The sequence below is a fragment of the Curvibacter sp. Hmag1.1 genome (assembly GCF_059769165.1).
Genome location: NZ_JBMBGX010000002.1, coordinates 117,666 through 142,269, shown reverse-complemented (window position 1 = coordinate 142,269; position 24,604 = coordinate 117,666). Strand labels below are relative to the sequence as shown.

Sequence of the window (24,604 nt, the reverse complement as noted above, 5' to 3'; positions counted from 1 at the left end):
CCAACATGGAAACTACTAAAACCAAAGCCGCCGTGGACACCAGCAAATGCCTGGTGGAAATGCGCAACATCAACAAGGCGTTCGGTGGTGTGCATGCGGTGGAAAACGTGAGCATCAACCTCTACCCCGGTGAAGTTGTGGCCGTGCTGGGTCACAACGGTGCGGGCAAGTCCACCCTGATGAAGATGCTGGCCGGCGCGTATCCCATCGATAGCGGCGACGTCATCATCAACGGCACCAAGGCCCACATCCGCACACCTGCGGACGCGCAGGCCGCCGGCATTGAATCCATCTACCAGACCTTGGCACTGGCCGACAACCTGAATTCGGTGGCCAACCTTTTCCTCGGACGTGAGCTGCTCACTCCCTGGAGGACATTGGACGACCATCGGATGGACGCCGATGCCCGCAAGGTCTTTCAACGCCTGAACAAGAACTTCAAGAACTACCACACGCCTGTGCGTCGCCTGTCCGGTGGTCAACGTCAGGTGGTGGCGATTTCGCGAGCCATTTACTTCAATGCCCAGATTCTCATCATGGACGAACCCACAGCGGCTCTGGGCCCTGAGGAAACGGCAATGGTGGCCAAGCTCATTGAGCAGCTCAAAGCGGAAGGCGTAGGCATTTTCCTGATCAGCCATGACATGCACGACGTGTTTGCGCTGAGCGACCGTCTGGCTGTCATGAAAAACGGCAAGGTGGTGGGTACCTACCGCACCCAGGACGTGACCGAAGATGAAGTGTTGGGCATGATCATTCTGGGCAAGAAGCCGGAAGGCAAATCGGAGTGTGAGCGCAATCCGCAGTAAACCGGTTTTCTGTGCTGTTCCTTGAGTGTTGAGCACATTGCATGAAAACCACGGGTGATTTGCAGTTGCTCAAGCGGATCAATCGCAGTGTTTTGCTGCGACTGATCCGCAGCCAGCCCGGACTTTCAAGGGCCCGTTTGGCCACTCTGAGCGGCTTGACCAAGTCCACAGTGAGCGGTTTGGTGCGTGAACTGCTGGACGAACACTGGCTCACCGAACCTGAAGCGCCTGTGGCGGGGCAGGGCATGGGCAGGCCTTCCACCCCGCTCCATATCGATGCCAACAAACGCGTGTTGGTGGGGATCGAGATCGCGGTCGATTGCGTGCGCATTGTCTCCGTTTCGCTGACCGGACAGGTGCTCAGCCACAAAGAAGCGGTGCTGGACGACCCACGGCCGGCCAGTGCCTGCAAGCTGGCAACTCAACTTCTCCGTGTTCTTACCAAACAGTTGGATCTCAACCAGATGTTGTTGTCCGGTGTAGGCGTGTGTCTCCCCGGCGCTATCGATGACGCTGGCGGCATTGTCCGATTGGCGCCGAATCTCGGTTGGCGCAATGTGCCATTTTTGGAGATGGTGGCGCAAGAGTTCGGCAAACTCGGTATTCCAGCGGCCCATATTCACTTACAGAATGATGGCGATACCGCTGCCCTGGGTGAGTACGAATTCGGGGGCGGAGGCAATGAAGATCCGCTTATTTTTTTGAATTGCGATGTCGGTGTGGGTGCCGGTGTGGTGCTTAACGACAGGCTTTTTACCGGTGCGAGGGGTACGGCCGGTGAAATAGGACACAGTATTTTGCAGGTCAACGGCCCGCTGTGCTCCTGCGGGCGCCGGGGTTGTGCAGAGGCTTTTGTGGGTGCACGTGCTCTCAAAGAGCAAACGAGCTTGGAACACGCCGCGCAGTATCTTGGAATGATGCTGCAAAACCTGGATGCCATGTTCAACCCACGGGTGATCGTGGTTGGCGGGCGCTCCACAGTCGATTATCCGGGTCTCGTGGAGGCTGCCCGCAACATCCAATGCGCCTACGCGCAGTCTGCAGGGATGCAAGCGCCTGAAGTGCGGCCTGCACGCTATGGCTTGCATGCCGCCGCTGTGGGGGCCGCTGCAATGGTTTTGCACCAGTTTTTGCGTCCGCTTTTGAAGGAAGCGAATCATGTGTCCGGGTAATGATTCACGTAACTTTTCGGAAATTTGATGAGGGAGTCTCGGTAATGATGTTCAGAAAGATGGGGTACGTGCTGGTTGCGACCTTGATGCAGCAAGCGTTTGCGCAGGGAGGGGCGTTGCCCGCAACGCCCAAGTTTGTGGAGGAAACAGAAACTTCAGGCCTGCAGATCCGATTTGAAGGGCAGGATGAGTTTATGGTCGGCGGTGGTGTTGCCGTGTTTGATTGCGATAACGATGGCCTGCCCGAGATGTATGTCACCGGCGGTGTGAACAAAGCCAAGTTCTATCGCAACAAGAGCACCCGCGGAGGACCGATCAAGTTGCAAGAGCAGCGCTCGAATATGGAGCTGACCAATGCGACCGGTGCTTACCCGATAGACATTGATGCGGACGGGAATGTTGATCTGGTGGTTCTACGTGTTGGCGAGTTGGCGGTTTTCCGGGGCTTGGGGCAATGCAAATTTGAGAATGCCAACGCGCGTTGGAACATTCCGCCCAGCAATGATTGGCACACCGCGTTTTCTGCTACCTGGGAAAAAGGGCAGACTTTGCCGACCATGGCCTTTGGCAGTTACTACGACCGCAGTCGTCCAGATTTTCCATGGGGTACCTGCACTCCCGGCTTCTTGATGCGGCCGGACGAAACCGGCAAGTCCTATGGTGCACCCGAAAAACTCGCACCGGGTTACTGCGCACTCAGCATGTTGTTCTCTGATTGGAACCGCAGCGGACAAGCGAGTCTGAGGGTATCTAACGACCGCGAGTATTACCAGGGCGGGCAAGAGCAATTGTGGAAGGTGGCACCGGGTGCACCGGCAAAGCTGTACACCGAGCAGGACGGTTGGAAGCAACTCCAAGTCTGGGGTATGGGAATCGCTGGCCATGACATTGATGGTGATGGCTACCCTGAATACTTCATTACCAGCATGGCGGACAACAAATTCCAGAAGCTGGAAGCAGGGCCCGGCAAACCAAGCTATATCGATCAGGCCTACAAGCGCGGTATCACGGCACACCGTCCTTATGTGGGTGGTGATTTTCACCCCAGCACAGCTTGGCATGCCCAGTTTGCGGACGCCAACAATGATGGCTGGGCCGACCTTTTTATTGTCAAAGGCAACGTCTCATCGATGCCCGACTTCGCCATTCTGGATCCCAACAACCTGCTGCTCCAGCAGCCTGACGGGCACTTCACGGAGGTGGGGCAGCAGGCGGGTGTCGCCAGTTTCAAGCGCGGGCGGGGCGGCATGATGGCGGATTTGAACGGTGACGGTCTGCTCGATATGGTGGTGGTGAACCGCCAGGACAAAGCACAACTGTGGCGGCACGTAGGTGCGGGAACAGCAGAGAAACCTGCGTCCATGGGCCATTGGATGCAACTTCGTTTGCAGCAAGGCGGTGGCAACCGGGACGCCATAGGCGCCTGGGTGGAGGTGGATTTGGGCGGCCGCATTGAACGCCAGGAACTCACCATTGGTGGTGGCCATGCAAGCGGCCATCTCGGTTGGATGCACTTCGGCCTTGGTAACGCAAAAGATGTGAAGGTTCGCGTGCAGTGGCCACACGAAGACTGGGGCCCATGGACTAATGTGGCATCTGATGCGTTCTATGTCGTCAACCGGGAGACAGGTGTTCAAGCCTGGAAAGCACAATGAAAATTCGAGCACTCGCATTGGCCATTGCGGCTTCCTTTGCGACCCTGTTAAGTCCTCTCAGCATGGCGCAGCCCGCCCAAGTGGCGGTGGCCAAACCAGCTAATGCCTATAGCTCAGGGGTGGTGTACGACTGGTTCTTTCTAGCTTTTCAGCTCATCCAGCAAACACCCGGCTTTAGCCCGCCGGTAGCTTCACGGGCCCTCGGCTACATGGGTCTCACTCTTTACGAATCTGTGGTGCCGGGCATGCCCGGGTACCAGAGTCTTGCCGGTCAACTCAACGAGCTTAGCTCGCTGCCATGGGCGCAACCTGATGAGCCTTTGCATTGGCCCACGGTAGCCAATGCAGCAATGGCCACCATGACTCGCATGATGTTCAGTAACGCCAGTGCCGAAAACAAGGCGCGCATTGACACTCTGGAGCGTAGCCTCCCCCTGAAATACACACAGGACTTTGACCCCAACAGCGTTACGGCGGAAATCACCAACCGGTCCGAGACTTTCGGCAAATTGATGGCCATGGCGATCATGACTTGGGCACGTACGGATGGCGGCCATGAAGCTTGGGGGCCAATCCGCAGGCATCAGCAGAACTATGTTCCGCCCAGTGGAACCGGTAAATGGTCTGCCACACCTCCAGCCTTTGCAGCGCCGCTATTGCCTTATTGGGGCAAGAACCGCCCCTTTGTGATGAAGACAGCAGATGATTGCCCTGCACCCTTGCCGCCCGCTTATTCTGAGGAACCGGGCTCTGCGTTCTACAAGGATGGCATGGAGGTCTACCAGATCAGCAACGCAGCCACGCAAGAGCAGCGCCAGTTCGCGCTTTACTGGGCAGATGACGCGGGTAAGACGCCCACGCCCGCAGGCCATTGGGCTTATGTTGCCAACGATTTGCTTCGCGCAAAGAAGGCGGATTTGGGCTCTGCGGCAGAAGTGTTTGCCCGCCTGAATATGGCCATGTCCGATGCCTTTGTGGCAGCGTGGAATACGAAGTACAAGCTCAATGTGCTGCGTCCGGTGACTTATGTGCAGCTGGTCATCGACAGCAATTGGACTCCCAGTTTGATGCCAACACCCCCGTTTCCTGACTATCCGTCGGGTCACTCAGTGCAAAGCAGTGCGGCTGCCGCGGTGCTGGGCAAAGAGTTTGGTGCCAACACCTCCTTTGTCGATAACACCCATAACGATCGTGGCTGGGGGCCCCGAACTTTCAAGAGCTTCAAGGCTGCGGCCGATGAAGCTGCCGCATCCCGCATTTACGCCGGCATTCACTATCGCTTCGCCAGCGATGGCGGAAAGCCGCAAGGCCAGTGTGCAGCAGACAAGGTTTTGGCATTGAAATTCAAGCGCTGATTCGGAAACAGAAAAGGGACCCGAGGGTCCCTTTTCTTATTGTGTCGTAGTCGCGCTAGGCAAAGTCGACATCGCCGGGTTTGTCAGCTAGACAGGAGTGCGGAAATATCGCTGAACACCTCTGGATCCGGAACGCTGTTTACCAACTCCTCAGCGTTCAAACCCAGGTAGCCCATGATTTGCGGAGACGAATTCGTTACCGCTTCTTTAATGGCTGCATGGTCATAACTTTGGTCTGCCCATAGGGCCGCCAAATGCACGACTGCACACAAGCGGGACTGATTCACGGCGGCCAATGCATCTGCGCAATGACCCAGGGCCAAGACCACTTCCTCAGGGAAATCCCAGCGACGGGCTACCTCGCCGGTAATCTGGCCCTCATCAAAGCCGATCAGCTCGCGCTCACGCTTCCATCGCTCTCCGGCGGCACGTGGCAGTTGTTCAATGGGGGCAATGATGTCCGGGCTGTGCATTGACAACACCAATTCACCCAAGCGCAGCATCATGGCAGTGAGCCATGCCTGCTGCTCATCCAGACCGGTTTTGTGAGCCAGAAACTTCGCGTAGCCCGCACACACCATGCTGTAGCGCCAGAACTCCAAGCGGTTGATGCTTTCAGGCAACTTGAAAACTTGCGACATGCAAATCCCCAGCGCCCGGGCACGGATCTGCGCCATGCCCACCACGCTGACGGCGTTGTCCAAGGTCGTGACAGAGCGGGATAAGCCGAACAGGGCACTGTTGGCCATGCGTAGCAGGGTCGTGGTCAGGGCCGGGTCTTTGGCGATGATGTCACGCACGGTCACCACGTCCGCATCTTCATCATTCAGAGTGCGAATCAGCGCGTGGGCCGCCTCCGGCATCACAGGCAATTTGACCGTTTGGATGAATGTATTGATATCCGCCATGAAGCTTTGCTGGTTTCAGTGTTCTCTCAGCCCGCGGGTGCGGGAGTCTTGAGTTTATATCCGCAAGCTTGATTTACGCTGCATTGCCAACACAAAGGTTTGCGGGCCTGGCAGACATAACGCCCATGCAGGATAAGCCAATGGTGTGCGTCAACCATATAGCGGGCAGGTATGCGCTTGAGCAACTTCAGCTCAACCTCCAGCGGTGTCTTGCCGGGGGCCAGTCCCGTGCGATTGCCCAAGCGGAAAAGGTGCGTGTCCACTGCCATGGTCGGTTGACCGAAAGCCACATTCAACACCACATTGGCGGTTTTGCGACCGACGCCGGGCAGCGCTTCCAGGGATTCCCGGTCAGCAGGTACCCGCCCTCCATGCAGATCCACCAGCATGCGGCAGGTTTCCATCAAGTGCTTGGCTTTGCTGCGGAAAAGGCCAATGGTTTTGATGTGCTGTTCCAAGCCTGACAAGCCGAGGTCCAGAATCCTTTGCGGTGTGTTGGCAACTGCAAACAGCTTGCGGGTGGCTTTATTGACCCCCACATCGGTCGCTTGCGCCGACAACAAAACGGCCGCCAGCAACTCGAAAACAGAGCTGAACTCCAGCTCGGTTTGCGGGTTGGGGTTGGCGGCCTGCAGGGTTGCGAAAAAGTCTTCTATCTGGGCAGGTTTCACAATGCAGTGATATTTACAAAAGATTCTTCTTTGGGGAATTTCGCGTGCAACCAGTCCATATCCAGCATGAGCGCAGAAATCACGTCGGTCGGCAGAGTATCGATGACATCGGGACCGTTGTGATCCGTCTCTGCCATTAACCCCGCCAGATGGACTACACCGGCCAGTCGGGAGAATCCATGGGTAGTGACTGGCTCGGCCGATTGGGCCAGCGCCTGCACCATCTGGGGCGGGAAATTCCAGCGACGTGCCAGCTCTGAAGTGATTTGGCCTTCTGTAAAGCCGGTGAGCCGGGCCTCACGTTGCCAGCGCACTCCGGGAATGTGCGGCAGCTTTTCAATTTCCTGCAGCACGTCCGGCTCTGCTTGCACGATCAGCAGCTCGCCCAAGCGCAGCATCATGCCGGTGAGCCACGCTTGCTGCCCGTCCATGCCCAGGCCAGTGGCAAGCCACTGGGCATAGCCCGCACAGGCCATGCTCGTACGCCAGAATTCTTTACGGTCAAGCCCCGGAATCGTCGGAAAAGATTCGCTCAAACAAGCGCCCAGCGCTAAAGTACGCACCTTCGACATGCCCACCATGGTGATAGCATCATCTAGACTGCTGACGCCACGGGGCAAGCCGAACTGGGCGCTATTGGCCAAGCGCAATAGCTTGGCTGAAAGTGCCGGGTCTTTGGCAATGAGGTCACGTATTTCGGGGATGCCCGCACTGTCGTCATTCAGGGATTGAATGAGAGCGTGGGCCACCTCGGACATGGATGGCAATTTCACGGTTTCAAAGAACGCTGCGAGCTGGGTCATGTCGTCTCCTGGTTAATCAAAGTGACCGGTGTCGATGACAATTTACCTGAAGTAGAGCGACTTGAGAATCTGGTTTTGCTCGGGTTATTAATATTTTTTTGTTTGAATTGTGAAATTAAATATGCAATTTGCAGATCGTTTGAACAACGTCGAAACCTCAGCCATCCGTGAGCTGTTCAAGCTGCTCGGCAAGCCCGGCATCATCAGTTTTGCCGGCGGCTTCCCTGACCCCGCCTTGTTTGACGTCGAAGGCATCCGCGAATCAACTGACGCAGTTCTCAAGAACAATCCCGGCCCGGTGCTGCAGTACGGCGCTACCGAGGGCTATCAACCGCTGCGCGAAGGCATCAGTCAACACATGGCCGGTAAAGGCGCTACGGTGGCGCCCGATGGCTTGATCGTGACTACAGGTAGCCAGCAAGCATTGGACCTCATCGGCAAAACCATGATCTCCCCCGGTGACAAGGTCATCATGGAGGCGCCCACGTTTCTGGCCACCATCCAGTGTTTCCGCCTTTATGGCGCGCATGTGATCGGTGCCCCTATTGACGCGAACGGGGTGGATGTGGACAAACTCGAAGCCTTGATCGAAGAGCACAAACCCAAGCTGGTATACCTGATTCCCTCGTTTGGTAACCCCAGTGGCGCCATGCTGAGTCTTGAGCGCCGCAAACGCATTCTGGAGATCGCCGTCCGCACTCAGACACTGTTGGTGGAGGATGACCCCTACGGTGAGTTGTTTTTTGACCAGGCGCCACCGCCCAGCCTGCTGGCCTTGAGCGACGAAGTACCCGGCAGCCGCGAGTGGCTGGCGCATTGCGGCTCGTTCAGCAAGGTGCTGAGCCCGGGTTTGCGTGTGGGCTGGTTGATTGCGCCGCCGGCCTTGCTAGGCCGTGCCACCATGTGCAAACAATTCAGTGACGCGCACACCAGCAACCTGACCCAAGCGACGGCTGCGCACTATCTCACGCTCAACCGTTTGCCGACTGCTTTAGCGGCGGTGCGTGCTACCTATGCCGAACGCGCCCGTGTGATGGCTGCGCGTTTGCATGCGGAACTGGGCGATGCCATTGCGTTTGATGCACCCCAGGGCGGCATGTTTTTCTGGGCACGCCTGACGGGTGCCAACGGAAAACCAACCCACGCAGGCGATTTTGCGAAGCGGGCTATCGACAAACTGGTGGCCTTCGTCCCTGGCGCGCCGTTCTATGCACACGATCCGGATCAGACTACATTGCGCCTGAGTTTCGCCACGGCGGATGTGGCCAAGATTGAAGAAGGCATTGCGCGGCTCGGTCAGGCGCTGTGAGGTTGCCTTACGGCCTTTGAATTTGCAGCGGTCGCTGCAAATTCAAAGTTTGCGGAGTTTGGTTGCAGGCACCATGCCGCTCACGTTGGACAACTGAACGACCAACTCCCCGCGGCGGAAAATGACGTGTCTCACGGTGTCCCGCACACCTTGGTACTCCACGTAATCGCCTGCCTTGTAGGCTGGCACATCAGGCACTACCGGTACGACGGGTACCGCGCGCGGGCGCCTGTAGCCCGGCATGCGCCGTCCGACCTCATGGTTGTCCTGTCCCCATTGCTCCAATGCTTTGCCCATGGCGGTCTTGATGTCTGCCGCCGCAAAGGGCTTGGCCAGCTGAAACATGGCGCCGGCGTTGCGGGCCAAGGTGTCCAGCTCTTCATCCATCCGGGCGCTCATCAGGGCCCAGCGCAAATCAGGTGCATTTTTTTTCAACTCCGCAGCCAACAGCAATCCTGTGGTCTGTTCTTTGGAAAAGCAATCGGTGAGCAAAAAGTGGGGCGCCTGCTCCCGCGCCGATGCGAGAGCCGCCTCCGGGGTAGAGGCCACCGCCACCCAGGCCGGCTCAAAGCCATAGCCGGTGATCAGGTTTCTGGCAAAAGTTTGTAATGCAGGGCTGCTGTCAGCAACCAGAAAACGCACGGCAGACATACGGTAAGGTGTAGGGGAAAACGCTGCCCAGATTTTAGGTGGCAGCGCACCATTTATTGTGAAAACCAACACACCGGTGCCGGAAATAGGCGACCGGCCTCATATGACCACTACGCTCAAAATTGATTTCGTCTCCGATGTGTCCTGCCCCTGGTGCGCCATCGGTTTGCAATCCCTGGAAATTGCACTTTCCCGCCTTCAAGGCGAGGTCGAAGTACAGATGCAATTCCAACCCTTCGAGCTCAACCCGCAGATGGTGCCCGAAGGGGAGGAGATCACGGAGCACCTGAGCAAGAAGTACGGATCCACCCCGGAGCAAGCCGCTGCCGCCCGCGAGAACATCCGCGCCCGCGGTGAGGCGCTGGGCTTTACCTTCAACATGGACAAGCGCGCCCGTATCTACAACACCTTCGATGCGCACCGGCTGTTGCACTGGGCCGAAGACACCGGCTTGCAGACAGCCCTTAAAAAAGCGCTGTTCAAGGCCTATTTCACCGACGGCAAGGACCCGAGTCAGCATGCAGTGTTGATAGAGGCGGCCGAATCGGTGGGTTTGTCGGGAGACGAGGCACGTGCAGTGCTGGCAGGTGATGAGTTTGCCGACGCGGTGCGGGAGCAAGAGCAGTTCTATTTGAATGCCGGCATTCACTCGGTGCCGGCGGTGGTGATCAATGACCGGCACTTGATCTCTGGTGGGCAGCCGCCGGAGGTGTTTGAACAAGCTTTGCGCCAGATCGCTGCGGAATAGGCGCACCGCGTATTGACCATGGCTGCGGACATTCCACCGTTCTTCGACCGGCGCCGTGTGTTGGCGATGGCCGGTGCCATTGCCGGGGGCTTGTGGCTGCCGGACGGTGCCCGCGCTCAGCCCCGATTGGTCAGTGACCCTTTTGCAATGGGCGTCGCCAGTGGCTCACCCAGACACGATTCGGTGGTGTTGTGGACACGTTTGGTACAGCTTCAAGCGGCTGACACGGCCGCATGGGGTTCCTCCCCAGTAGCTGTGCGATGGGAAGTCGCCCATGACGAAGGCTTCCAACGCATGGTGCAAACCGGCTCGGTGAATGCAGTTCCGGAGCTGGCGCACTCGGTACACGTAGAAGTGTAGGGCCTGGAGCCGGACCGCTGGTATTTCTATCGCTTCCAAGTCGGCACGGCGGTGAGCGCTATGGGGCGCACCCGCACCTTCCCCGCGCCCGGCGCCGCCGCGCAGAAGCTGCGTCTGGCCTATGCGTCCTGCCAGCATTGGGAGCATGGCTTTTACAGTGCCTACCGGCACATGCGCGCTGAAAACCTCGATGCCGTAATGTTTCTGGGCGACTATATCTACGAGTACGGGGGCAGCAGCAAATCTGTGCGCCGCGTTCCCACGGGTGCCGTCATGAACCTCGATGACTACCGCGCCCGCTATGCGCTGTACAAAAGTGATGGTGATCTGCAGGCCATGCACGCTGCCTGCCCTTGGATCATGACCTGGGATGACCATGAGGTGCAGAACGACTATGCCGGCTCCGTGCAAGGTACCTTCGGGCCCGAGGTGCCGGACTTTGCCGCACGCCGTCTGGCAGCCTACCAGGCCTATTACGAACACATGCCCTTGCGCGCCTCGGTGCTGCGCAAAGCGGTGGCGGGTGTGATGCAAACCGGCAGCGAACTACGGCTGTATGACCGTGTAGCCTTCGGTCGTTTGGCGGTGCTGCACACGGTGGATGACCGCCAGTACCGCGACCGGCAGGCCTGTACCAAAGGCGGGGCATTCGGCTCCAGCGGGGTGAACCCCGCCGCCTGTGCGAGTTGGAATGACCCTGCCCGAACCTTGCTGGGCATGGAGCAGGAGCGGTGGTTGGAACAGTCCTTGGCCACCGGCGGTGGGACCTGGAGTGTGATCGCCCAGCAAACCGTGTTCGGGCAGCGGGATTTCAAGCCCGGCGACGGCCTGGTGCTCCACAACGACGGATGGGATGGCTATGCGCCTGCACGGTCCCGTCTCACCCAGGCCTTGCAGCGCCACAAGGTTAGCAACCCGGTGTTTCTGGGGGGCGATGTGCACTCCAACTGGGTCGGCCATGTGAAAGCCGATTACGCGCGTCCAGATAGTAAAGCGGTGGGCGTGGAGTTTTGCGGCACCAGTATCACTTCCCGTGGAGGGGATAACAAAGGTCTGGCGGAGGTACTTGCGGAGAACCCGCACTTCGTCATGGCCGACCGTGAGCGGCGCGGTTATGGGGTGGCGGAGTTCACCCCGCAACAGCTCAGCGTGAGCTTGCGGGTGGTGGATGACGCGACCCGCGCAGACAGCGGTGTCAGCACGCTGGCCGCATTTGTCGTGGAACAGGGGCAGCCCAAGGTCAACAGCGCCTGAGGGCGGCCGGCGAGCGCCCCCACCGGCACCCCAAGGTCTTTAGCAGACCATCAGGCCTTCAATACGTCCAACAGGCGGTCCAAGCCGCCCTCGTTGATGGCGACCTGCGCTTGCTCGCGCACGGCAGGCTTGGCGTGGAATGCCACCGAGAGTCCCGCAGCGCCCATCATGGGCAGGTCGTTGGCGCCGTCGCCGACTGCAATGCACTGATCGGGGCGGATGTTCAGCAGGGACGCAACTTCCAGCAGGGTGCGGCGTTTCTCGGCTCCGTCACAAATGTCCCCCCAGGCCTGTTGCACCAGAGCGCCGGTGAGGGCGCCGTTTTCGATTTGCAAGGCGTTGGAGCGCATAAAGTCTATGTCCAGCAGCTCGCACACATGCGAGGCAAAGTAGGTAAAACCGCCGCTCACCAGCAGCACTTTGAGTCCGGCCTGTTTACAGGCAGCTACCAGCGCAGCCGCGCCGGGGTTCAAACGCAGTCGCTCGGTTTTGACGGCGTGCAGGTCGGCCTCGGTCACGCCCTGCAGCAGGGCCAAACGGCGGCGCAGGCTGTCTTTGAAGTCGGTGATCTCGCCGCGCATGGCGGCTTCGGTGATGGCGGCCACCTGGGCCTTGCGACCCACTGCATCTGCAATTTCGTCAATGCACTCGATGTTGATGAGGGTCGAGTCCATGTCGAAGGCGATGAGCTTGTAGTCGCTCAAGCGCAGCGCATCGGGCAGGTTTTGGACGACGAGGCCGGGGGAGATTTCGTTGCTGGGCATGGTGTGGTTTTGCTATAAGTTTGGTAGCTGCTCGCGCAGGTGCGATGTGCGCCGGGGGCTGATTTGGTTTATGCGGAGGTCTTCTCGGCGACGGGTTGACCCAAAGAGCGGAGGATGTCGCGCACCATCTGGGCCCGGTCTTTGACTTCGGGCAGCTCGCGTTCGACGCGAAGCTTCTCGTTGCCGGCCAGCTTGATGTGCTTGTTCTTCTGGATCAGCTCGATGAGCTTGATCATCTCCACCGGCGGGTTCTTCTTGAAGGTGATGTGGATCACGCCCGGTGCAGCGTCGACCTTGATCACCCCATAAGGCTTGGCGATCACGCGCAGGCGGTGCACATCGATCAGCGTTTGGGCTTGGGCCGGCAGCTTGCCGAAGCGGTCCACAATTTCCTCCAGCAGCCCGTCCACTTGGTCGGTGGTTTTGGCGGTCGCCAGCTTTTTGTAGAACGACAGGCGCAAGTGCACGTCGCCGCAGTAGTCGTCCGGTAGCAGGGCGGGGGCGTGCAGGTTGATCTCGGTGGTGACGTTGAGCGGGCTCAGCAAGTCCGGCTCCTGGCCGTTTTTGAGGCAGCGCACGGCTTCCGACAGCATTTCGTTGTACAGCTGAAAGCCCACTTCCAGCATGTTGCCGCTCTGGTTTTCGCCCAGCACTTCGCCGGCCCCCCGGATTTCCAGGTCGTGCATGGCCAGGTAAAAGCCGCTGCCCAGCTCTTCCATCTGCTGGATGGCGTCCAAGCGTTGTTGGGCGTGTTTGGTCAGGCCCTCGATGTCGGGCACCATCAGGTAGGCATAGGCTTGGTGGTGGCTTCGCCCCACGCGGCCGCGCAGCTGGTGCAGCTGGGCGAGGCCGAACTTGTCGGCTCGGCTCATGACAATGGTGTTGGCGCTCGGCACGTCAATGCCGGTCTCGATGATGGTGGAGCACAGCAGCAGGTTGTAGCGCTGGGCCACAAAGTCGCGCATGACGGCCTCTAACTGGCGCTCGGGCATCTGGCCATGGGCCACGGCTATACGGGCCTCCGGCAGCAGCTCTTCGAGTTTCTGGCGGCGGTTCTCGATGGTCTCCACCTCGTTGTGCAGGAAGTAGACCTGCCCGCCGCGCTTGAGCTCGCGCAGCACTGCTTCGCGGATCACGCCGTTGCCCTCGGTGCGCACAAAGGTCTTGATGGCCAGGCGGCGCTGGGGGGCGGTCGCAATTACGCTCAGGTCGCGCAGGCCTTCCAGTGCCATGCCCAGCGTACGCGGGATAGGGGTCGCGGTGAGCGTCAGCACATCCACCTCGGCCCGCAGCGCCTTCATTTGCTCTTTGTGGCGCACGCCGAAACGGTGCTCTTCGTCGATGATCAAGAGCCCCAGGTTTTTGAACTGGGTGGACTCAGACAAGAGCTTGTGCGTGCCCACCACGATGTCCACGGTGCCATCGGCCACGCCCTTGAGGGCCGCGGTAATTTCCTTGGCGCTGCGAAAGCGGCTCATCTCGGCAATCTTCACCGGCCACTTGCTGAAGCGGTCCACCAGGGTCTGGAAATGCTGCTCAGCCAAGAGGGTCGTAGGCGCCAGAAACGCCACCTGCTTGCCGCCGGTCACAGCGATGAAGGCCGCCCGCAAGGCCACCTCGGTCTTGCCGAAACCCACATCGCCGCAGACCAGGCGGTCCATGGGGCGGGGCGAAATCATGTCCTGGATCACGCAGTGGATGGCCGCTTTCTGGTCAGCGGTTTCTTCAAAGCCGAAGTCGTTGGCAAAGGTCTCGTAATCGCCCGGGCTGTAGCGGAAAGGATGCCCCTCGCGGGCGGCGCGGCGGGCGTAGATGTTGAGCAGTTCGGCCGCACTGTCGCGCACCTGCTCGGCGGCCTTGCGCTTGGCTTTTTCCCACTGGCCGCTGCCCAGGCGGTGCAAGGGCGCTTCGTCGGCGCTCACGCCGGTGTAGCGGCTAATCAACTGCAGCTGGCTGACCGGCACATAGAGCGTAGCCTTGTCGGCGTATTCAAGATGCAAGAACTCTTGCAACTCAGGCTCACCGGCAGCGTTTTTGTTGCCCATGTCCATGTGCATCAGCCCACGGTAGCGGCCGATGCCGTGGGAGCTGTGCACCACCGGGTCGCCCACGTTGAGCTCAGAGAGGTCTTTGATCAGCGCTTCCACATCGCTGACCTGCTCTTGCTTCTTGCGGCGGCGTGTTGTGGGGCCGGCGGCAAACAGCTCGGTCTCGGTGATGAGGTCGATACCGGCTTCCAGCCAGCTGAAGCCCTTGGTCAGACCCGAAGTGGCAATGCCTATGGGCTCTTTGCTGTCCAGAAACTCCTGCAGGCTGTCAAAGGCGGGCGGGCTGAACTGCGAGGCGCGCAAAAAGTCCAGCAGGCTTTCGCGCCGGCCATCGCTCTCGGCCAGCACCAGCAGGCGCTGCTGGGTGTTGCGGGCGTGCTGTTTGAGCAAGGCCAGCGGCTCTTCGGTGCCGCGCACCACACCCAGCTCGGGCAGCGGGCTGACCTCAGAAAACTCGGTGCCTTCGGACTGGGCGCGAATGGCCAGTTGGGCATGCTCGTTGGCCTTGGCGTAAAACTGCTCCGTGCCGAGAAACAGGCTTTCGGGCGGCAGCACCGGGCGGTCCGGGTCGCCCTGCACCAGGCGGTAGCGGTCTTTGGTGTCTTGCCAGAAACGCTGGAAGGCCGGCTCCAAGTCGCCATGCAGCACTACCGTGGCGTCTGCGCCCACGTAGTCGAACACGGTGGCGGTATCTTCAAAAAAGAGCGGCAGGTAGTACTCGATGCCGGCGGTGGCTACGCCGTTGCCGATGTCTTTGTAGATGCGGCTCTTGGTCGGGTCGCCGTCCAGCAATTCGCGCCAGCGGCTGCGGAACTTGGCGCGGGCGTCGTCGTCCATGGGGAACTCGCGGCCGGGCAACAGACGCACTTCGGGCACCGGGTAGAGGCTGCGCTGGCTGTCGGGGTCAAAGGTGCGGATGCTGTCGATCTCGTCGTCAAACAAGTCCACCCGGTAAGGCACCAGGCTACCCATGGGGAAGAGGTCGATCAGCCCGCCGCGCACCGCGTATTCGCCGGGGCTCACCACCTGCGTGACATGGCTGTAGCCCGCCAGCGTGAGCTGGCTTTTGAGGCGCGCCTCATCCAGCTTTTGTTTGACCTTGAACTCGAAGGTGTAGCCCGCCAGAAAGCTGGGGGGGGCCAAGCGGTACAGCGCGGTGGTGGCGGGCACGATGACCACGTCGGCCCCATTTTCCTTGTCGCGCTGGCTGATGCGCCACAGAGTGGCCAGACGCTCACTGATTAAATCCTGGTGAGGTGAAAAGGTGTCGTAAGGCAGGGTTTCCCAGTCGGGGAACAGTGCACAACGCAGGTCAGGTGCGAAAAAGGCAATTTCGTCCAGCAAGCGCTGTGCGTCGCTGGCGTCTGCTGTTACCACCGTCATGGGCTTGCCCGCTGCTTTCTCCCGGGTGCCCAGGCGTGCCAGCAACATGGCGTCGGCAGAGCCGGTGGGGCGGGGCAGGGTGAAACGTTTACCGGGGGTGAGCTTGGGAAGATCCATGAATCGGTGGGGTGCAGTCTGGGCGGCCAAAATAGGTGCAGCCGCCTGAAAGGGCGGCTGGCGTGCAAATAGCCCCACTCCAGAAAAACCGGGTGTGGGGCTGGATTGCGCTAGGGTGATTTTAGAATGGTCGCTCCCTCTATGACCCAAACACCTCCCATATCCCCTTTGTCGCCCGCAGAAGCGCGCCCGGTCCCGTCACACTCCGCTGTGAGTCCTCGACTTTGGGGTCTGGTGCCTTGCGCAGGCACTGGCAGCCGCTCAGGTGCTGCCGGGCCCAAGCAATACGCCGTGTTGGGCGGCCGGGCCATGGTGCTGCACACCCTGCAGGCCTTGGCTGCGGTGGAGCGATTGGCGGGTATTCAGGTGGTGGTATCGGCTGGGGATACGTTTTTTGAATCTGCTGTCCCGCCTCGTGGTGCTCCTGTTTTTGTAGCTTCCTGCGGAGGTGCCACGCGCGCTGGCAGTGTGTTGAATGGACTTTCTGCTTTGCTTGAGCAGGGTGCTCAAGCGCAGGATTGGGTGCTGGTGCACGATGCCGCGCGCTGTCTGCTCACAGCCGCCGATGTGGACCGCCTGATTGACGCGTGCCAGCACGATGCCGTCGGTGGTCTGCTGGCCTTGAAGCTGCCCGACACCCTGAAGCAGGAACAAGGCGGCCGCGTAGCCGCGACGGTAGACCGCAGTGACAAGTGGCTGGCCCAAACTCCGCAGATGTTCCGCATCGGTGCCCTGCAAACTGCCTTGCGGGCGGCCGGTGATGCGGTGACGGATGAGGCCAGCGCGCTGGAGTTCGTGGGGCAAAGCCCTAAGCTCGTCGAAGGCAGCGCGCAGAATTTCAAGGTCACTTACCCGCAAGACTTTGCGCTGGCTGCCGCGGTGCTGGCAGCGCGAGTCTGATGGTTGGCGGAAATACTATCTTTTTCATAGCTGCTAGCGCGTATTCCATGGGCGCGAGAGGCAAATTTGAACCAAAAACCGGAATCCATACATGAACATCCGCATCGGTGAAGGCTGGGACACCCACCAACTGGTCGAAGGCCGCAAGCTCATTCTGGGTGGGGTGGAAATCCCGCATACCAAAGGTCTGCTGGGCCATTCGGACGCCGACGCCTTGCTGCACGCCATTACCGACGCCCTACTGGGTGCCGCAGCGCTGGGCGACATCGGCAAGCACTTTCCTGACACCGACCCGCAGTACAAAGGTGCGGACTCCACCGTGCTGCTGGCCAAAGTAGCGGCTGATGTGCGGGCGCTGGGGTACCACATCGTCAACCTCGATAGCACCGTGATCGCCCAGGCGCCCAAGCTGGCACCGCATATTCAGGCTATGCGGGAACGCGTTGCGTTTGTGCTGGATCTGGATATCGGCTGCGTGAACGTCAAGGCCAAAACAGCGGAGAAGATGGGCCCGGTAGGGGAAGGTCGCGCCATGGAAGCGCGCGCGGTGGTTCTGCTCAGCAAACCCTGAGCGTTGCCCTTCCCCGGGGCGGGCCTAGAAGCGCGTGGCCCTTTGCAGTCGCAGGTTCGCGGACAGGCCGCCAGAGCTGGAGTTGGCAATGTGGAAAGTGCCGCCCATGCGCTGCATGGTTTTTTCGACGATGGCCAGGCCCAAACCGGCTCCGTTGGCGGCGGTGCGCGCGGCCTCCCCGCGAAAGAAGGGCTGGGTGAGCTGGTAGAGCTGTTCGGGTGCAACACCGATGCCGTGGTCACGGACCTTCACCAGCACCCACTTGTCTTTGGCTACTGCCGAAATGTGGATGTCCGCAATGCCGGTATGCACAGATTTGCCATAGCGCCGGGCGTTCTCCAGCAGGTTGGTAATGACGCGTCCGAGCTCGACCTCGTCAGCGTAAACCAGCATGTCATCTTCCATGTCCACCCGCACTTGGACGTCCGGCAGTTTGCGCATGGAGTAGATGCAGGTGTCCACCACATCACCCAGTACCACCGGCGTGAGGCTCACCCGGTCAGGTCGGGCGTAGTCGAGAAACTTGTCGATGATGGCGTCGAGCTGGCTGATATCCGCCGCCATGTGGGCGCGGGCCTCTTCGTTGTTGACGCTCATCTCGGTTTCCAGGCGCAGGCGGGCCAGAGGGGTGCGCAGGTCATGTGAAATGCCGGCCAACATCAGCGCGCGGTCTTGCTCCACTTTGGCCAGTTTCTGGGCCATGCGGTTGAAGCCGATGTTGACTTCGCGGATTTCGCTGGTGTTGACATGTTCATCGAGCTGACTGGCGCTGAAGTTGCCTTCACGCATGCGGCTGGCCGCAAACGAAAGCTCTTTGAGCGGGCGATTGATCAGGCCCGCAATCAGGGCCGCACCGGCTAGGGACATGACAGTGGCTACCAAGAGCCAGATCAGCCAGGTCGTGCCACCTGCAGGGTTGAACTTGGCTTGGTCGGTTTGTAGCCAGTAGTCATCCCCGTCGATCACAAAGCTGACCCACAGGCCCGGCTGGCCATTCATGCTGCTGGCCACCACGGTGCCCTTGCCCAAGCGGGTGCCCAGCTCAGCCACGACCCGGCGGCTGAAGGCGTCATTGTCCTTGGACTCAAAGGTGTCGCCAGGCTCGCGCGGCACGATGCGCAGACCTTCCTCATCCTTCATGGTCTTGATGAGTGAAATGCGGGCAATGCCGTCGGCATAGACCAACGCCGCCCGGCTCAGATTGACCTGGGAGGCCAGCAACTGGGCGGTCTGCACGGCACGGGGTTCAAATTCCAGGGCTCGCAGAGTCTGTAGCCACGCCAAGATGCTGCCGATCAGCAGAATGGCGATCAGGAAAAAGGTGCGCCAAAACAGACTGACCCGGGAGAACGGCTTGCGCCATCCACTGGGTTCATCCTCCGCCAGGTCGGCCGGAGCGCTGGCGTCAAAGTCGGGAATTTGGGTAGCTTGCAATCGGTGAAACCTGTGGCTCAGGCGGATGCTTCGTCTGGAACAAATACGTAGCCTACTCCCCAGACCGTCTGGATAAAGCGGGGGGTGGTGGGGTCGGTTTCCAACAGCTTACGCAGTCGGGAAACCTGAACGTCCAGACTGCGGTCGAAAGGCTCGAACTCGCGGCCACGGGACAATTGCGCCAGCTTTTCGCGGGAGAGGGGAATGCGGGGGTGGCGCACCAGTGCCTTGAGCATGGCGAATTCACCGGTGGTGAGGGTGATTTCCTGATCGGCTTTTTTCAGGGTGCGCAGCCCGAGATCAAACACAAAAGTGCCGAACCTGACGATTTCGTTGTCGCTGGATGGCGCGCCCGGGGCTTCCTGGGTAGGCCGGCGGCGTAGCACAGCGTGGATGCGTGCCAGCAATTCACGGGGGTTAAAGGGTTTGCCCAGATAATCGTCCGCCCCGACTTCCAGGCCCACGATGCGATCAATGTCTTCGCCCTTGGCGGTCAGCATGATGACGGGGGTCACATCGTTGGCAGCACGCAGGCGGCGGCAGATGGAGAGGCCGTCTTCGCCCGGCATCATCAAATCCAGCACGATGAGGTCGGCCGTCTCCCGGAGCATGATGCGGGTCAGGGACTTGCCGTCTTCCGCCAACAACACTTCAAAGCCTTCTTGAGTGAGGTAGCGGCGCAGCAGGTCACGGATGCGTGCGTCATCATCCACCACAAGGATTTTGTTGGGTCGGTTGGATTGGGCTTGCATGTCGTCCTCAAATATGTAACAGGCCGGATTTTGCGCGGATGGAGCCACAAACCACCGGCGTAAGGCCCAGCTTTGACACTATGTTACAAATCTGGGGCGCGCTTTACAGCGTTGCGCCGGCCGAAATGCCACCATCAAGGTTCGCTATTTGACTGTCGATCATGCACCTAATCCGGATCATTGTCCCGTCCCTGCTGGCTTGCACCACCGTGTGGGCGCAGCCCGCTGCGCCCCGCCCGGGCCTGGGTGCGGAAGCATCCCGTCCTGCCCCGACCGACGGGGCCAAGCGCCGGAGTGAGCTGAAGGCGGTGCTGCGATCCAACGGGGAGCAAGCCGCCGGAGGCAATGCGGGCTTGGATGCAAGCCAGCGACAGGAATTGCGCCGGCAGTTGCGCGAGCAAAGCAGCCAGTGAATGGCTTCGGGCCCATAAGCCCGCAAAAGCTAGCGAAATCCCTATAAAAGACGCTGCTCAAAAAACAGGCTGCGCGCCATAATCTCCCGAATAACTATTCAGGGAGAGACGTTTGGTTTTCCATAACGATCTTGGCTGCGGGAGCGCCCCTTGGCATTAGACCTTGTCAAAAGCGTCGCCTTGTTGCTGGCGCTCAGCCTCACTTACAGCTTCACCATCCGCTCCTTGCGCAGAAGAGGGGTGCTGAGCGAGGTTGCTACCGGTTTTTTGTTCGCGGCCATTTGCATGGTGGCCGTTTTGAATCCGGTGTCGTTGTCCCCCGGCTTGCAGGTCAATGGAAGCACCGTCGTGCTGAGCATGGCGGCGGCAATAGGCGGGCCGGTGACAGCTTGCTTGGCAGCTGCGCTGGCGCTGCTCTTTTTTCTCGATGTGGGCGACTTTGCCGGCTGGAGCGGGGTGATGGCCATGGTGGTGAGCACGGCTGCGGGATTGGCGTATCACCAGTGGGGTCGCACCGCGGTTCGCGAGCAGTGGCTGGGGTGGATGCCGTTGTTCAGTTTGGTCAGCCAGCTGCTGACCTTGGCCTGCCTGTTGTTCTTTCAACCGGGTGTCGCGGACCCGGATTTCTCCCGGATGTTGTCCGCCTGGTTGATTTATGCCTCGGCAGCCTGGGGCCTGGGCCGCATTCTGGACGATGCACGCCAACGCTTGCAGGGTGAAGATGCCCTTCGTGCCCACGAGGCCCGCTTGCGTGCCACCGTCCATGCCATACCGGACCTGCTGTGCCTCCTGGACAAAGACGGCAAATTGGTGGAGGTGCTCAGTCAGGTCGACCCGGGTTCGGGCATGAATGTTTCCGGCATGGTCGGCCACACACTGCATGACGTTTTTCCGGCATCTGAAGCAGACCGGGTGCTGAGTCAGATCCGGGCCACGCTGCAGACCAGTACCACGCTCACGTTTGAAGTCGACTTGCCCACCCTTCAGGGACCCCGTCGCCTGGAGGGGCGCACCCACGCACTCGGTGCGGAGGAAGGTGACCACAACCTGGTCGTGCTGCTCGCACGGGATGTGACCAACCGTCATGCTGCTGCCGAGGCCCTTCGTGCGTCGGAAATGCGATTTCGCAGCCTGTTGCAAAACATCAGTGCAGTGGCCGTGCAAGGGTTCACGCCTGACGGCACGATTACTTACTGGAATCATGCCTCCGAACTGTTTTATGGCTATAGCGAGGAGGAAGTTTTGGGGCGCAATCTGGTCGAGGTGTTGGTGCCGCCGGAGGCGCGATCAGAATTCAGGAGTTTGATTGCCGGCATGCTGGAATCGGGCCGGGCGCCGGAAGCTCGCGAAATGTTGTTGCTGCACAGAACGGGTCGGGAAGTGCCGGTTCTGACGGGCCATGCCGCGGTGACCGGGCACCGCAACGACAAGGAGCTGTTCCGGTTTGATATTGACCTCAGCGAACGCAAACAAACTGAAGCAGAGTTGCGGGTGGCGGCGACCGCATTCGAAGCCCAGGAGGGCATGATGGTCACCGATGCGCATCGGCGGATTTTGCGGGTTAATGAGGCGTTTACCCGGATCTCGGGCTATGAGGATGTGGAAGTCATCGGCAACACCCCGACCATGTTCAGCTCAGGCTGGCATGACAATGCCTTTTACGAGGAGCTAAATGCCTCGTTGGCCAGTACCGGTACGTGGCAAGGCGAGATGTGGAACCGCCGTAAAAATGGCGAGATCCATCCCCAGTGGCTGCACATCACGGCGGTCAATGATGAAACCGGAGCAGTCAGCCATTTTGTTGCGACAGTGACCGACATCACGCAACGCAAGGCGGCCGAAGACCAGATTCGTCAGCTCGCGTTTTACGACCCGCTGACCGGCTTGCCGAACCGCCGCATGCTGATCGACCGTTTGCGGCACGCCCTGGCCAGCAGTGCGCGCAGTGCCCATTGCGGCGCACTGTTGTTCATTGACCTGGACCACTTCAAGAACCTGAACGACACCTTGGGGCATGACAAAGGGGACTTACTGCTGCAGCAGGTTGCGCAACGCTTGCTCGATACCGTGCGGGAAGAAGACACGGTTGCCCGTCTGGGTGGCGACGAATATGTGGTGATGCTTGAAGGCCTGGACGAATTCCATGACATTGCAGCCTCACAGGCGACGGCAGTCGGTGAAAAAATCATCGCCAAGTTGAACTGGCCCTATCAGCTCGCCGGCCATGAGTTCCACAGCACGCCCAGCATGGGCCTGACGCTTTTCAATGGCCATGAGGTCGAGGTGGAAGATCTCTTGAAGCAGGCGGACCTCGCGATGTACCAAGCCAAAGGCGCAGGTCGCAATGGCTTGCGCTTTTACGACCCGCAAATGCAGGCAGCAGTGACCAAGCGCGCTGAGCTGGAGGCCGACATACGCCAGGGCATTTTGTTCGGTCAGTTTGTGTTGTTCTTCCAGCCACAGGTAGACAAATCAGGTTGCGTCATGGGGGCCGAGGCCCTGTTGCGCTGGAACCATCCAACGCGTGGCATGGTATCGCCGGCGGAGTTCATCCCGGTGGCAGAAGACTCGGGCCAGATCCTGACCTTGGGCAGCTGGATTCTGGAGGCCGCATGCGCCCAGCTGGTCGCTTGGGCCGCGGACCCAGAGACTCGCGCGCTGACGCTGGCTGTCAACGTCAGCTCCCGGCAATTCCGGCAGCAGGATTTTGCGCAGCATATTCTGGACATGCTGGACTACACCGGTGCCAATCCGCACTGCCTCAAGTTGGAGCTCACTGAAAGTCTGTTGGCCGACAACCTGGACGATGTGATCGTCAAAATGTCTGCCCTGCGCGCCCGTGGTGTCGGCTTTTCGCTCGATGATTTCGGCACGGGCTATTCATCACTTTCCTACCTCAAGCGCTTGCCGCTGGATCAGCTCAAGATTGACCAGTCCTTTGTCCGGGATGTGTTGACCGACCCGAACGATGCCGCCATCGTTCAAACCATCTTGGCACTGGGCAAAACGCTGGGCCTGAAGGTCATCGCCGAAGGGGTTGAAACCGGTGAGCAACGCGACTTTTTGGTTGCAAACGGATGCAACAGTTACCAAGGCTATTTGTACAGCCGGCCGGTGCCTGCCGATGAGTTTTTGCGCTATGTCCATGCTGTCTCGGTGCGGAAAGACGCGGCATGAATTCGAATGAGCTCAGATCCGGCATCCACCGGCACCGCATCCGCCTGATTCTGTGGGTGAGTGCCGGGCTGTTGATGGGCTTGGGGGCAGGGTGGTCGGTGTTCTTCGGACTGACCGGCGAGTACGAGGTGGCCGTCGTTGAGTTCGGGTTGTTGTTGACCGGGGGTTGTGTTGCCTGGTTGACGCATTTGCGCCGGACGCGGGCGGCTTTCTTGTTGGTGTCGCTGGTGACGTATGTCGTGATCGGTCTGTTCTCCCTCTATTTTGATGTTCCGGATGCAGTGGCTCCTCGAACCTCCCACCTCTTTTTGCTGGTCTTGACCCTGGCGTCCTTGCTCGTGTTGCGCAATGAACCGCCGGTTCTGCGGTGGTCCCTGACAGCCGTGCTGATGGTGACGTTTGTGGTCTTCGCCAGCACGTCCTGGAGCATCCCTTCTGAATTCAACATACCTGCATCTGTGCGCAGGATCGGCGTGTGGATCAATGCCAGTACAGCGATGTTGGGGATGTTGGCGCTGGTGCACATTTTGCTGACGGAAACAGCCGAGGCGAATACCCTGGAGCGTGACATAGAGCGGGGCATTGCCCGCAACGAGTTCTTTCTGGTGTACCAGCCGCAGGTGCAGTCCGACGGGCGGGCCATGGGTGCTGAGGCGCTTCTGCGCTGGCGACATCCCCAACTGGGGCTGGTGTCACCCGGTGACTTCATTCCGGTGGCAGAGGAGTCCGGGCTCATACTTCCATTGGGAAGCTGGGTATTGCAAGAGGCTTGCCGAACCTTGCAGCGTTGGGCCAAGCTGCCTGTCATGGCAGGGCTGAGCCTGTCGGTCAATGTGAGTGCCAAGCAGTTTTTGCAGGCAGATTTTGTACTGCAGGTAGCAAGTGCAATGGAGCAACATGGTGTGGTGGCCGCCCGCCTGAAGCTGGAGTTGACGGAAAGCATGTTGGTCCATGACATGAACGACATCATCGCCAAGATGCACAGTCTCCATGCGCTGGGCGTGGGCTGCTCGCTGGATGACTTCGGCACCGGATTTTCTTCTCTCAGCTACCTGAAAAAACTTCCCCTGGACCAGATCAAAATCGACCAGGCCTTTGTGCGCGACGTGCTTACCGATCCCAGCGACGCAGCCATTGCCCGCACTGTGCTGCAACTGGGTGAGAGCCTGGGGTTTGCGGTGATTGCAGAGGGCGTCGAGACGGTAGGCCAGCGTGACTTCCTGCTTGCCAACCATTGCCGGCTGTTCCAGGGCTATCTGTACAGCCGTCCGCTGGCCGCCATTGATTTTGAAATGTATGTGGCCGATAAGTCAGTGGCGAAACTTTGATGACATACTGACACCGCCTTGA

Annotated in this window: 20 protein-coding genes and 1 pseudogene; 13 read left to right on the top strand and 8 right to left on the bottom strand. The window is 59.7% G+C overall.

Translation table 11 applies throughout. The features are described 5' to 3' along the window. Positions 1-5 precede the first annotated feature (5 nt). From ACOAP0_RS01030 to ACOAP0_RS01015, 4 genes are read left to right on the top strand one after another with little or no spacing between them, the layout of a single operon-like run. The gene (locus tag ACOAP0_RS01030) at positions 6-809 is read left to right on the top strand and encodes an ATP-binding cassette domain-containing protein (RefSeq protein WP_498375970.1); all 804 of its coding nucleotides are present in this window, start codon (positions 6-8) and stop codon (positions 807-809) included. A gap of 41 nt (positions 810-850) precedes the next feature. Next, entirely contained in the window at positions 851-1,981 is a 1,131-nt protein-coding gene (locus ACOAP0_RS01025) for an ROK family protein (protein ID WP_498375971.1), read from the top strand. Between the two features lie 44 nt (positions 1,982-2,025). Then, the gene (locus ACOAP0_RS01020; protein WP_498375973.1) at positions 2,026-3,636 is read left to right on the top strand and encodes a CRTAC1 family protein; all 1,611 of its coding nucleotides are present in this window, start codon (positions 2,026-2,028) and stop codon (positions 3,634-3,636) included. Then, positions 3,633-4,991, top strand: coding sequence for a vanadium-dependent haloperoxidase (locus ACOAP0_RS01015; protein WP_498375974.1), 1,359 nt, complete (start codon positions 3,633-3,635; stop codon positions 4,989-4,991). Before ACOAP0_RS01020 ends, ACOAP0_RS01015 begins: the two co-directional genes overlap by 4 nt. An 83-nt stretch (positions 4,992-5,074) precedes the next feature. Here ACOAP0_RS01015 and ACOAP0_RS01010 read toward each other — a convergent pair whose 3' ends face one another. The 3 genes from ACOAP0_RS01010 to ACOAP0_RS01000 are packed head-to-tail and all read right to left on the bottom strand — an operon-like array spanning position 5,075 to position 7,373. Then, positions 5,075-5,899, bottom strand: a complete 825-nt coding sequence (locus tag ACOAP0_RS01010; protein WP_481873246.1) for an HDOD domain-containing protein — start codon at positions 5,897-5,899, stop codon at positions 5,075-5,077. Positions 5,900-5,925: 26 nt separating this feature from the next. Next, the gene (gene nth / locus ACOAP0_RS01005; protein WP_498375975.1) at positions 5,926-6,570 is read right to left on the bottom strand and encodes an endonuclease III; all 645 of its coding nucleotides are present in this window, start codon (positions 6,568-6,570) and stop codon (positions 5,926-5,928) included. After that, positions 6,567-7,373 (bottom strand): HDOD domain-containing protein, encoded by an 807-nt coding sequence (locus tag ACOAP0_RS01000; protein WP_481873248.1) that lies wholly within the window; start codon positions 7,371-7,373, stop codon positions 6,567-6,569. The genes nth and ACOAP0_RS01000 overlap by 4 nt, the downstream gene beginning before the upstream one ends. A gap of 121 nt (positions 7,374-7,494) precedes the next feature. Between ACOAP0_RS01000 and ACOAP0_RS00995 the strand changes: the two genes are divergently transcribed. After that, positions 7,495-8,682: an aminotransferase-like domain-containing protein gene (locus ACOAP0_RS00995; RefSeq protein WP_498375976.1), complete on the top strand. Its 1,188-nt coding sequence runs from the start codon at positions 7,495-7,497 to the stop codon at positions 8,680-8,682. Positions 8,683-8,724: 42 nt separating this feature from the next. On the opposite strand, the gene ACOAP0_RS00990 is transcribed toward ACOAP0_RS00995, so the two are convergent. Continuing rightward, positions 8,725-9,333, bottom strand: coding sequence for a response regulator (locus tag ACOAP0_RS00990; RefSeq protein WP_498375978.1), 609 nt, complete (start codon positions 9,331-9,333; stop codon positions 8,725-8,727). Positions 9,334-9,436: 103 nt separating this feature from the next. Between ACOAP0_RS00990 and ACOAP0_RS00985 the strand changes: the two genes are divergently transcribed. From ACOAP0_RS00985 to ACOAP0_RS00975, 3 genes and pseudogenes are all read left to right on the top strand, one after another. Further along, positions 9,437-10,081: a DsbA family oxidoreductase gene (locus ACOAP0_RS00985; RefSeq protein WP_498375980.1), complete on the top strand. Its 645-nt coding sequence runs from the start codon at positions 9,437-9,439 to the stop codon at positions 10,079-10,081. A gap of 18 nt (positions 10,082-10,099) precedes the next feature. Continuing rightward, positions 10,100-10,513, top strand: a pseudogene (locus ACOAP0_RS00980) (PhoD-like phosphatase N-terminal domain-containing protein); the annotation flags it as partial. Continuing rightward, positions 10,502-11,695, top strand: a complete 1,194-nt coding sequence (locus tag ACOAP0_RS00975) for an alkaline phosphatase D family protein (RefSeq protein WP_498376112.1) — start codon at positions 10,502-10,504, stop codon at positions 11,693-11,695. The pseudogene ACOAP0_RS00980 and the gene ACOAP0_RS00975, both read left to right, overlap by 12 nt. Before the next feature lie 50 nt (positions 11,696-11,745). Here ACOAP0_RS00975 and serB read toward each other — a convergent pair whose 3' ends face one another. After that, entirely contained in the window at positions 11,746-12,459 is a 714-nt protein-coding gene (gene serB, locus ACOAP0_RS00970) for a phosphoserine phosphatase SerB (RefSeq protein ID WP_498375981.1), read from the bottom strand. Between the two features lie 68 nt (positions 12,460-12,527). Further along, the gene (gene mfd, locus ACOAP0_RS00965; protein ID WP_498375982.1) at positions 12,528-16,007 is read right to left on the bottom strand and encodes a transcription-repair coupling factor; all 3,480 of its coding nucleotides are present in this window, start codon (positions 16,005-16,007) and stop codon (positions 12,528-12,530) included. 141 nt (positions 16,008-16,148) lie between these two features. On the opposite strand from mfd, the gene ispD reads away from it, so the two are divergent. After that, entirely contained in the window at positions 16,149-16,907 is a 759-nt protein-coding gene (gene ispD, locus ACOAP0_RS00960; RefSeq protein ID WP_498375983.1) for a 2-C-methyl-D-erythritol 4-phosphate cytidylyltransferase, read from the top strand. Positions 16,908-16,998: 91 nt separating this feature from the next. Continuing rightward, on the top strand, positions 16,999-17,478 hold the full coding sequence (gene ispF / locus ACOAP0_RS00955; protein WP_498375984.1) for a 2-C-methyl-D-erythritol 2,4-cyclodiphosphate synthase: 480 nt from the start codon (positions 16,999-17,001) through the stop codon (positions 17,476-17,478). Between the two features lie 24 nt (positions 17,479-17,502). On the opposite strand, the gene ACOAP0_RS00950 is transcribed toward ispF, so the two are convergent. Both ACOAP0_RS00950 and ompR read right to left on the bottom strand, forming a co-directional pair. Continuing rightward, positions 17,503-18,912, bottom strand: a complete 1,410-nt coding sequence (locus ACOAP0_RS00950) for an ATP-binding protein (RefSeq protein ID WP_498375986.1) — start codon at positions 18,910-18,912, stop codon at positions 17,503-17,505. Positions 18,913-18,929: 17 nt separating this feature from the next. Then, a complete protein-coding gene (gene ompR, locus ACOAP0_RS00945) occupies positions 18,930-19,664 on the bottom strand; it encodes an osmolarity response regulator transcription factor OmpR (protein WP_087494014.1) in 735 nt (244 codons plus the stop codon). A gap of 161 nt (positions 19,665-19,825) precedes the next feature. Here ompR and ACOAP0_RS00940 point away from each other — a divergent pair, with 161 nt between their 5' ends. From ACOAP0_RS00940 to ACOAP0_RS00930, 3 genes are all read left to right on the top strand, one after another. Next, entirely contained in the window at positions 19,826-20,077 is a 252-nt protein-coding gene (locus ACOAP0_RS00940) for a hypothetical protein (protein WP_498375988.1), read from the top strand. Positions 20,078-20,227: 150 nt separating this feature from the next. Then, a complete protein-coding gene (locus tag ACOAP0_RS00935; protein WP_498375989.1) occupies positions 20,228-23,254 on the top strand; it encodes a sensor domain-containing protein in 3,027 nt (1,008 codons plus the stop codon). Continuing rightward, positions 23,251-24,582, top strand: coding sequence for a putative bifunctional diguanylate cyclase/phosphodiesterase (locus tag ACOAP0_RS00930; RefSeq protein WP_498375990.1), 1,332 nt, complete (start codon positions 23,251-23,253; stop codon positions 24,580-24,582). The genes ACOAP0_RS00935 and ACOAP0_RS00930 overlap by 4 nt, the downstream gene beginning before the upstream one ends. Positions 24,583-24,604 lie beyond the last annotated feature (22 nt).

Excerpts from the sequence above, each read along its gene's own strand:
- ACOAP0_RS01010 (WP_481873246.1), bottom strand. The coding sequence starts at position 5,899 with ATGGCGGATATCAATACATTCATCCAAACGGTCAAATTGCCTGTGATG.
- ACOAP0_RS00930 (WP_498375990.1), top strand. The coding sequence starts at position 23,251 with ATGAATTCGAATGAGCTCAGATCCGGCATCCACCGGCACCGCATCCGC.
- ACOAP0_RS00940 (WP_498375988.1), top strand. The coding sequence starts at position 19,826 with ATGCACCTAATCCGGATCATTGTCCCGTCCCTGCTGGCTTGCACCACC.
- ACOAP0_RS00995 (WP_498375976.1), top strand. The coding sequence starts at position 7,495 with ATGCAATTTGCAGATCGTTTGAACAACGTCGAAACCTCAGCCATCCGT.
- ispD (WP_498375983.1), top strand. The coding sequence starts at position 16,149 with ATGACCCAAACACCTCCCATATCCCCTTTGTCGCCCGCAGAAGCGCGC.
- ACOAP0_RS01030 (WP_498375970.1), top strand. The coding sequence starts at position 6 with ATGGAAACTACTAAAACCAAAGCCGCCGTGGACACCAGCAAATGCCTG.
- ompR (WP_087494014.1), bottom strand. The coding sequence starts at position 19,664 with ATGCAAGCCCAATCCAACCGACCCAACAAAATCCTTGTGGTGGATGAT.
- serB (WP_498375981.1), bottom strand. The coding sequence starts at position 12,459 with ATGCCCAGCAACGAAATCTCCCCCGGCCTCGTCGTCCAAAACCTGCCC.
- ACOAP0_RS01025 (WP_498375971.1), top strand. The coding sequence starts at position 851 with ATGAAAACCACGGGTGATTTGCAGTTGCTCAAGCGGATCAATCGCAGT.
- ACOAP0_RS01015 (WP_498375974.1), top strand. The coding sequence starts at position 3,633 with ATGAAAATTCGAGCACTCGCATTGGCCATTGCGGCTTCCTTTGCGACC.
- ispF (WP_498375984.1), top strand. The coding sequence starts at position 16,999 with ATGAACATCCGCATCGGTGAAGGCTGGGACACCCACCAACTGGTCGAA.
- ACOAP0_RS01000 (WP_481873248.1), bottom strand. The coding sequence starts at position 7,373 with ATGACCCAGCTCGCAGCGTTCTTTGAAACCGTGAAATTGCCATCCATG.
- ACOAP0_RS01020 (WP_498375973.1), top strand. The coding sequence starts at position 2,026 with ATGATGTTCAGAAAGATGGGGTACGTGCTGGTTGCGACCTTGATGCAG.
- ACOAP0_RS00985 (WP_498375980.1), top strand. The coding sequence starts at position 9,437 with ATGACCACTACGCTCAAAATTGATTTCGTCTCCGATGTGTCCTGCCCC.
- ACOAP0_RS00990 (WP_498375978.1), bottom strand. The coding sequence starts at position 9,333 with ATGTCTGCCGTGCGTTTTCTGGTTGCTGACAGCAGCCCTGCATTACAA.
- mfd (WP_498375982.1), bottom strand. The coding sequence starts at position 16,007 with ATGGATCTTCCCAAGCTCACCCCCGGTAAACGTTTCACCCTGCCCCGC.
- ACOAP0_RS00975 (WP_498376112.1), top strand. The coding sequence starts at position 10,502 with ATGGGGCGCACCCGCACCTTCCCCGCGCCCGGCGCCGCCGCGCAGAAG.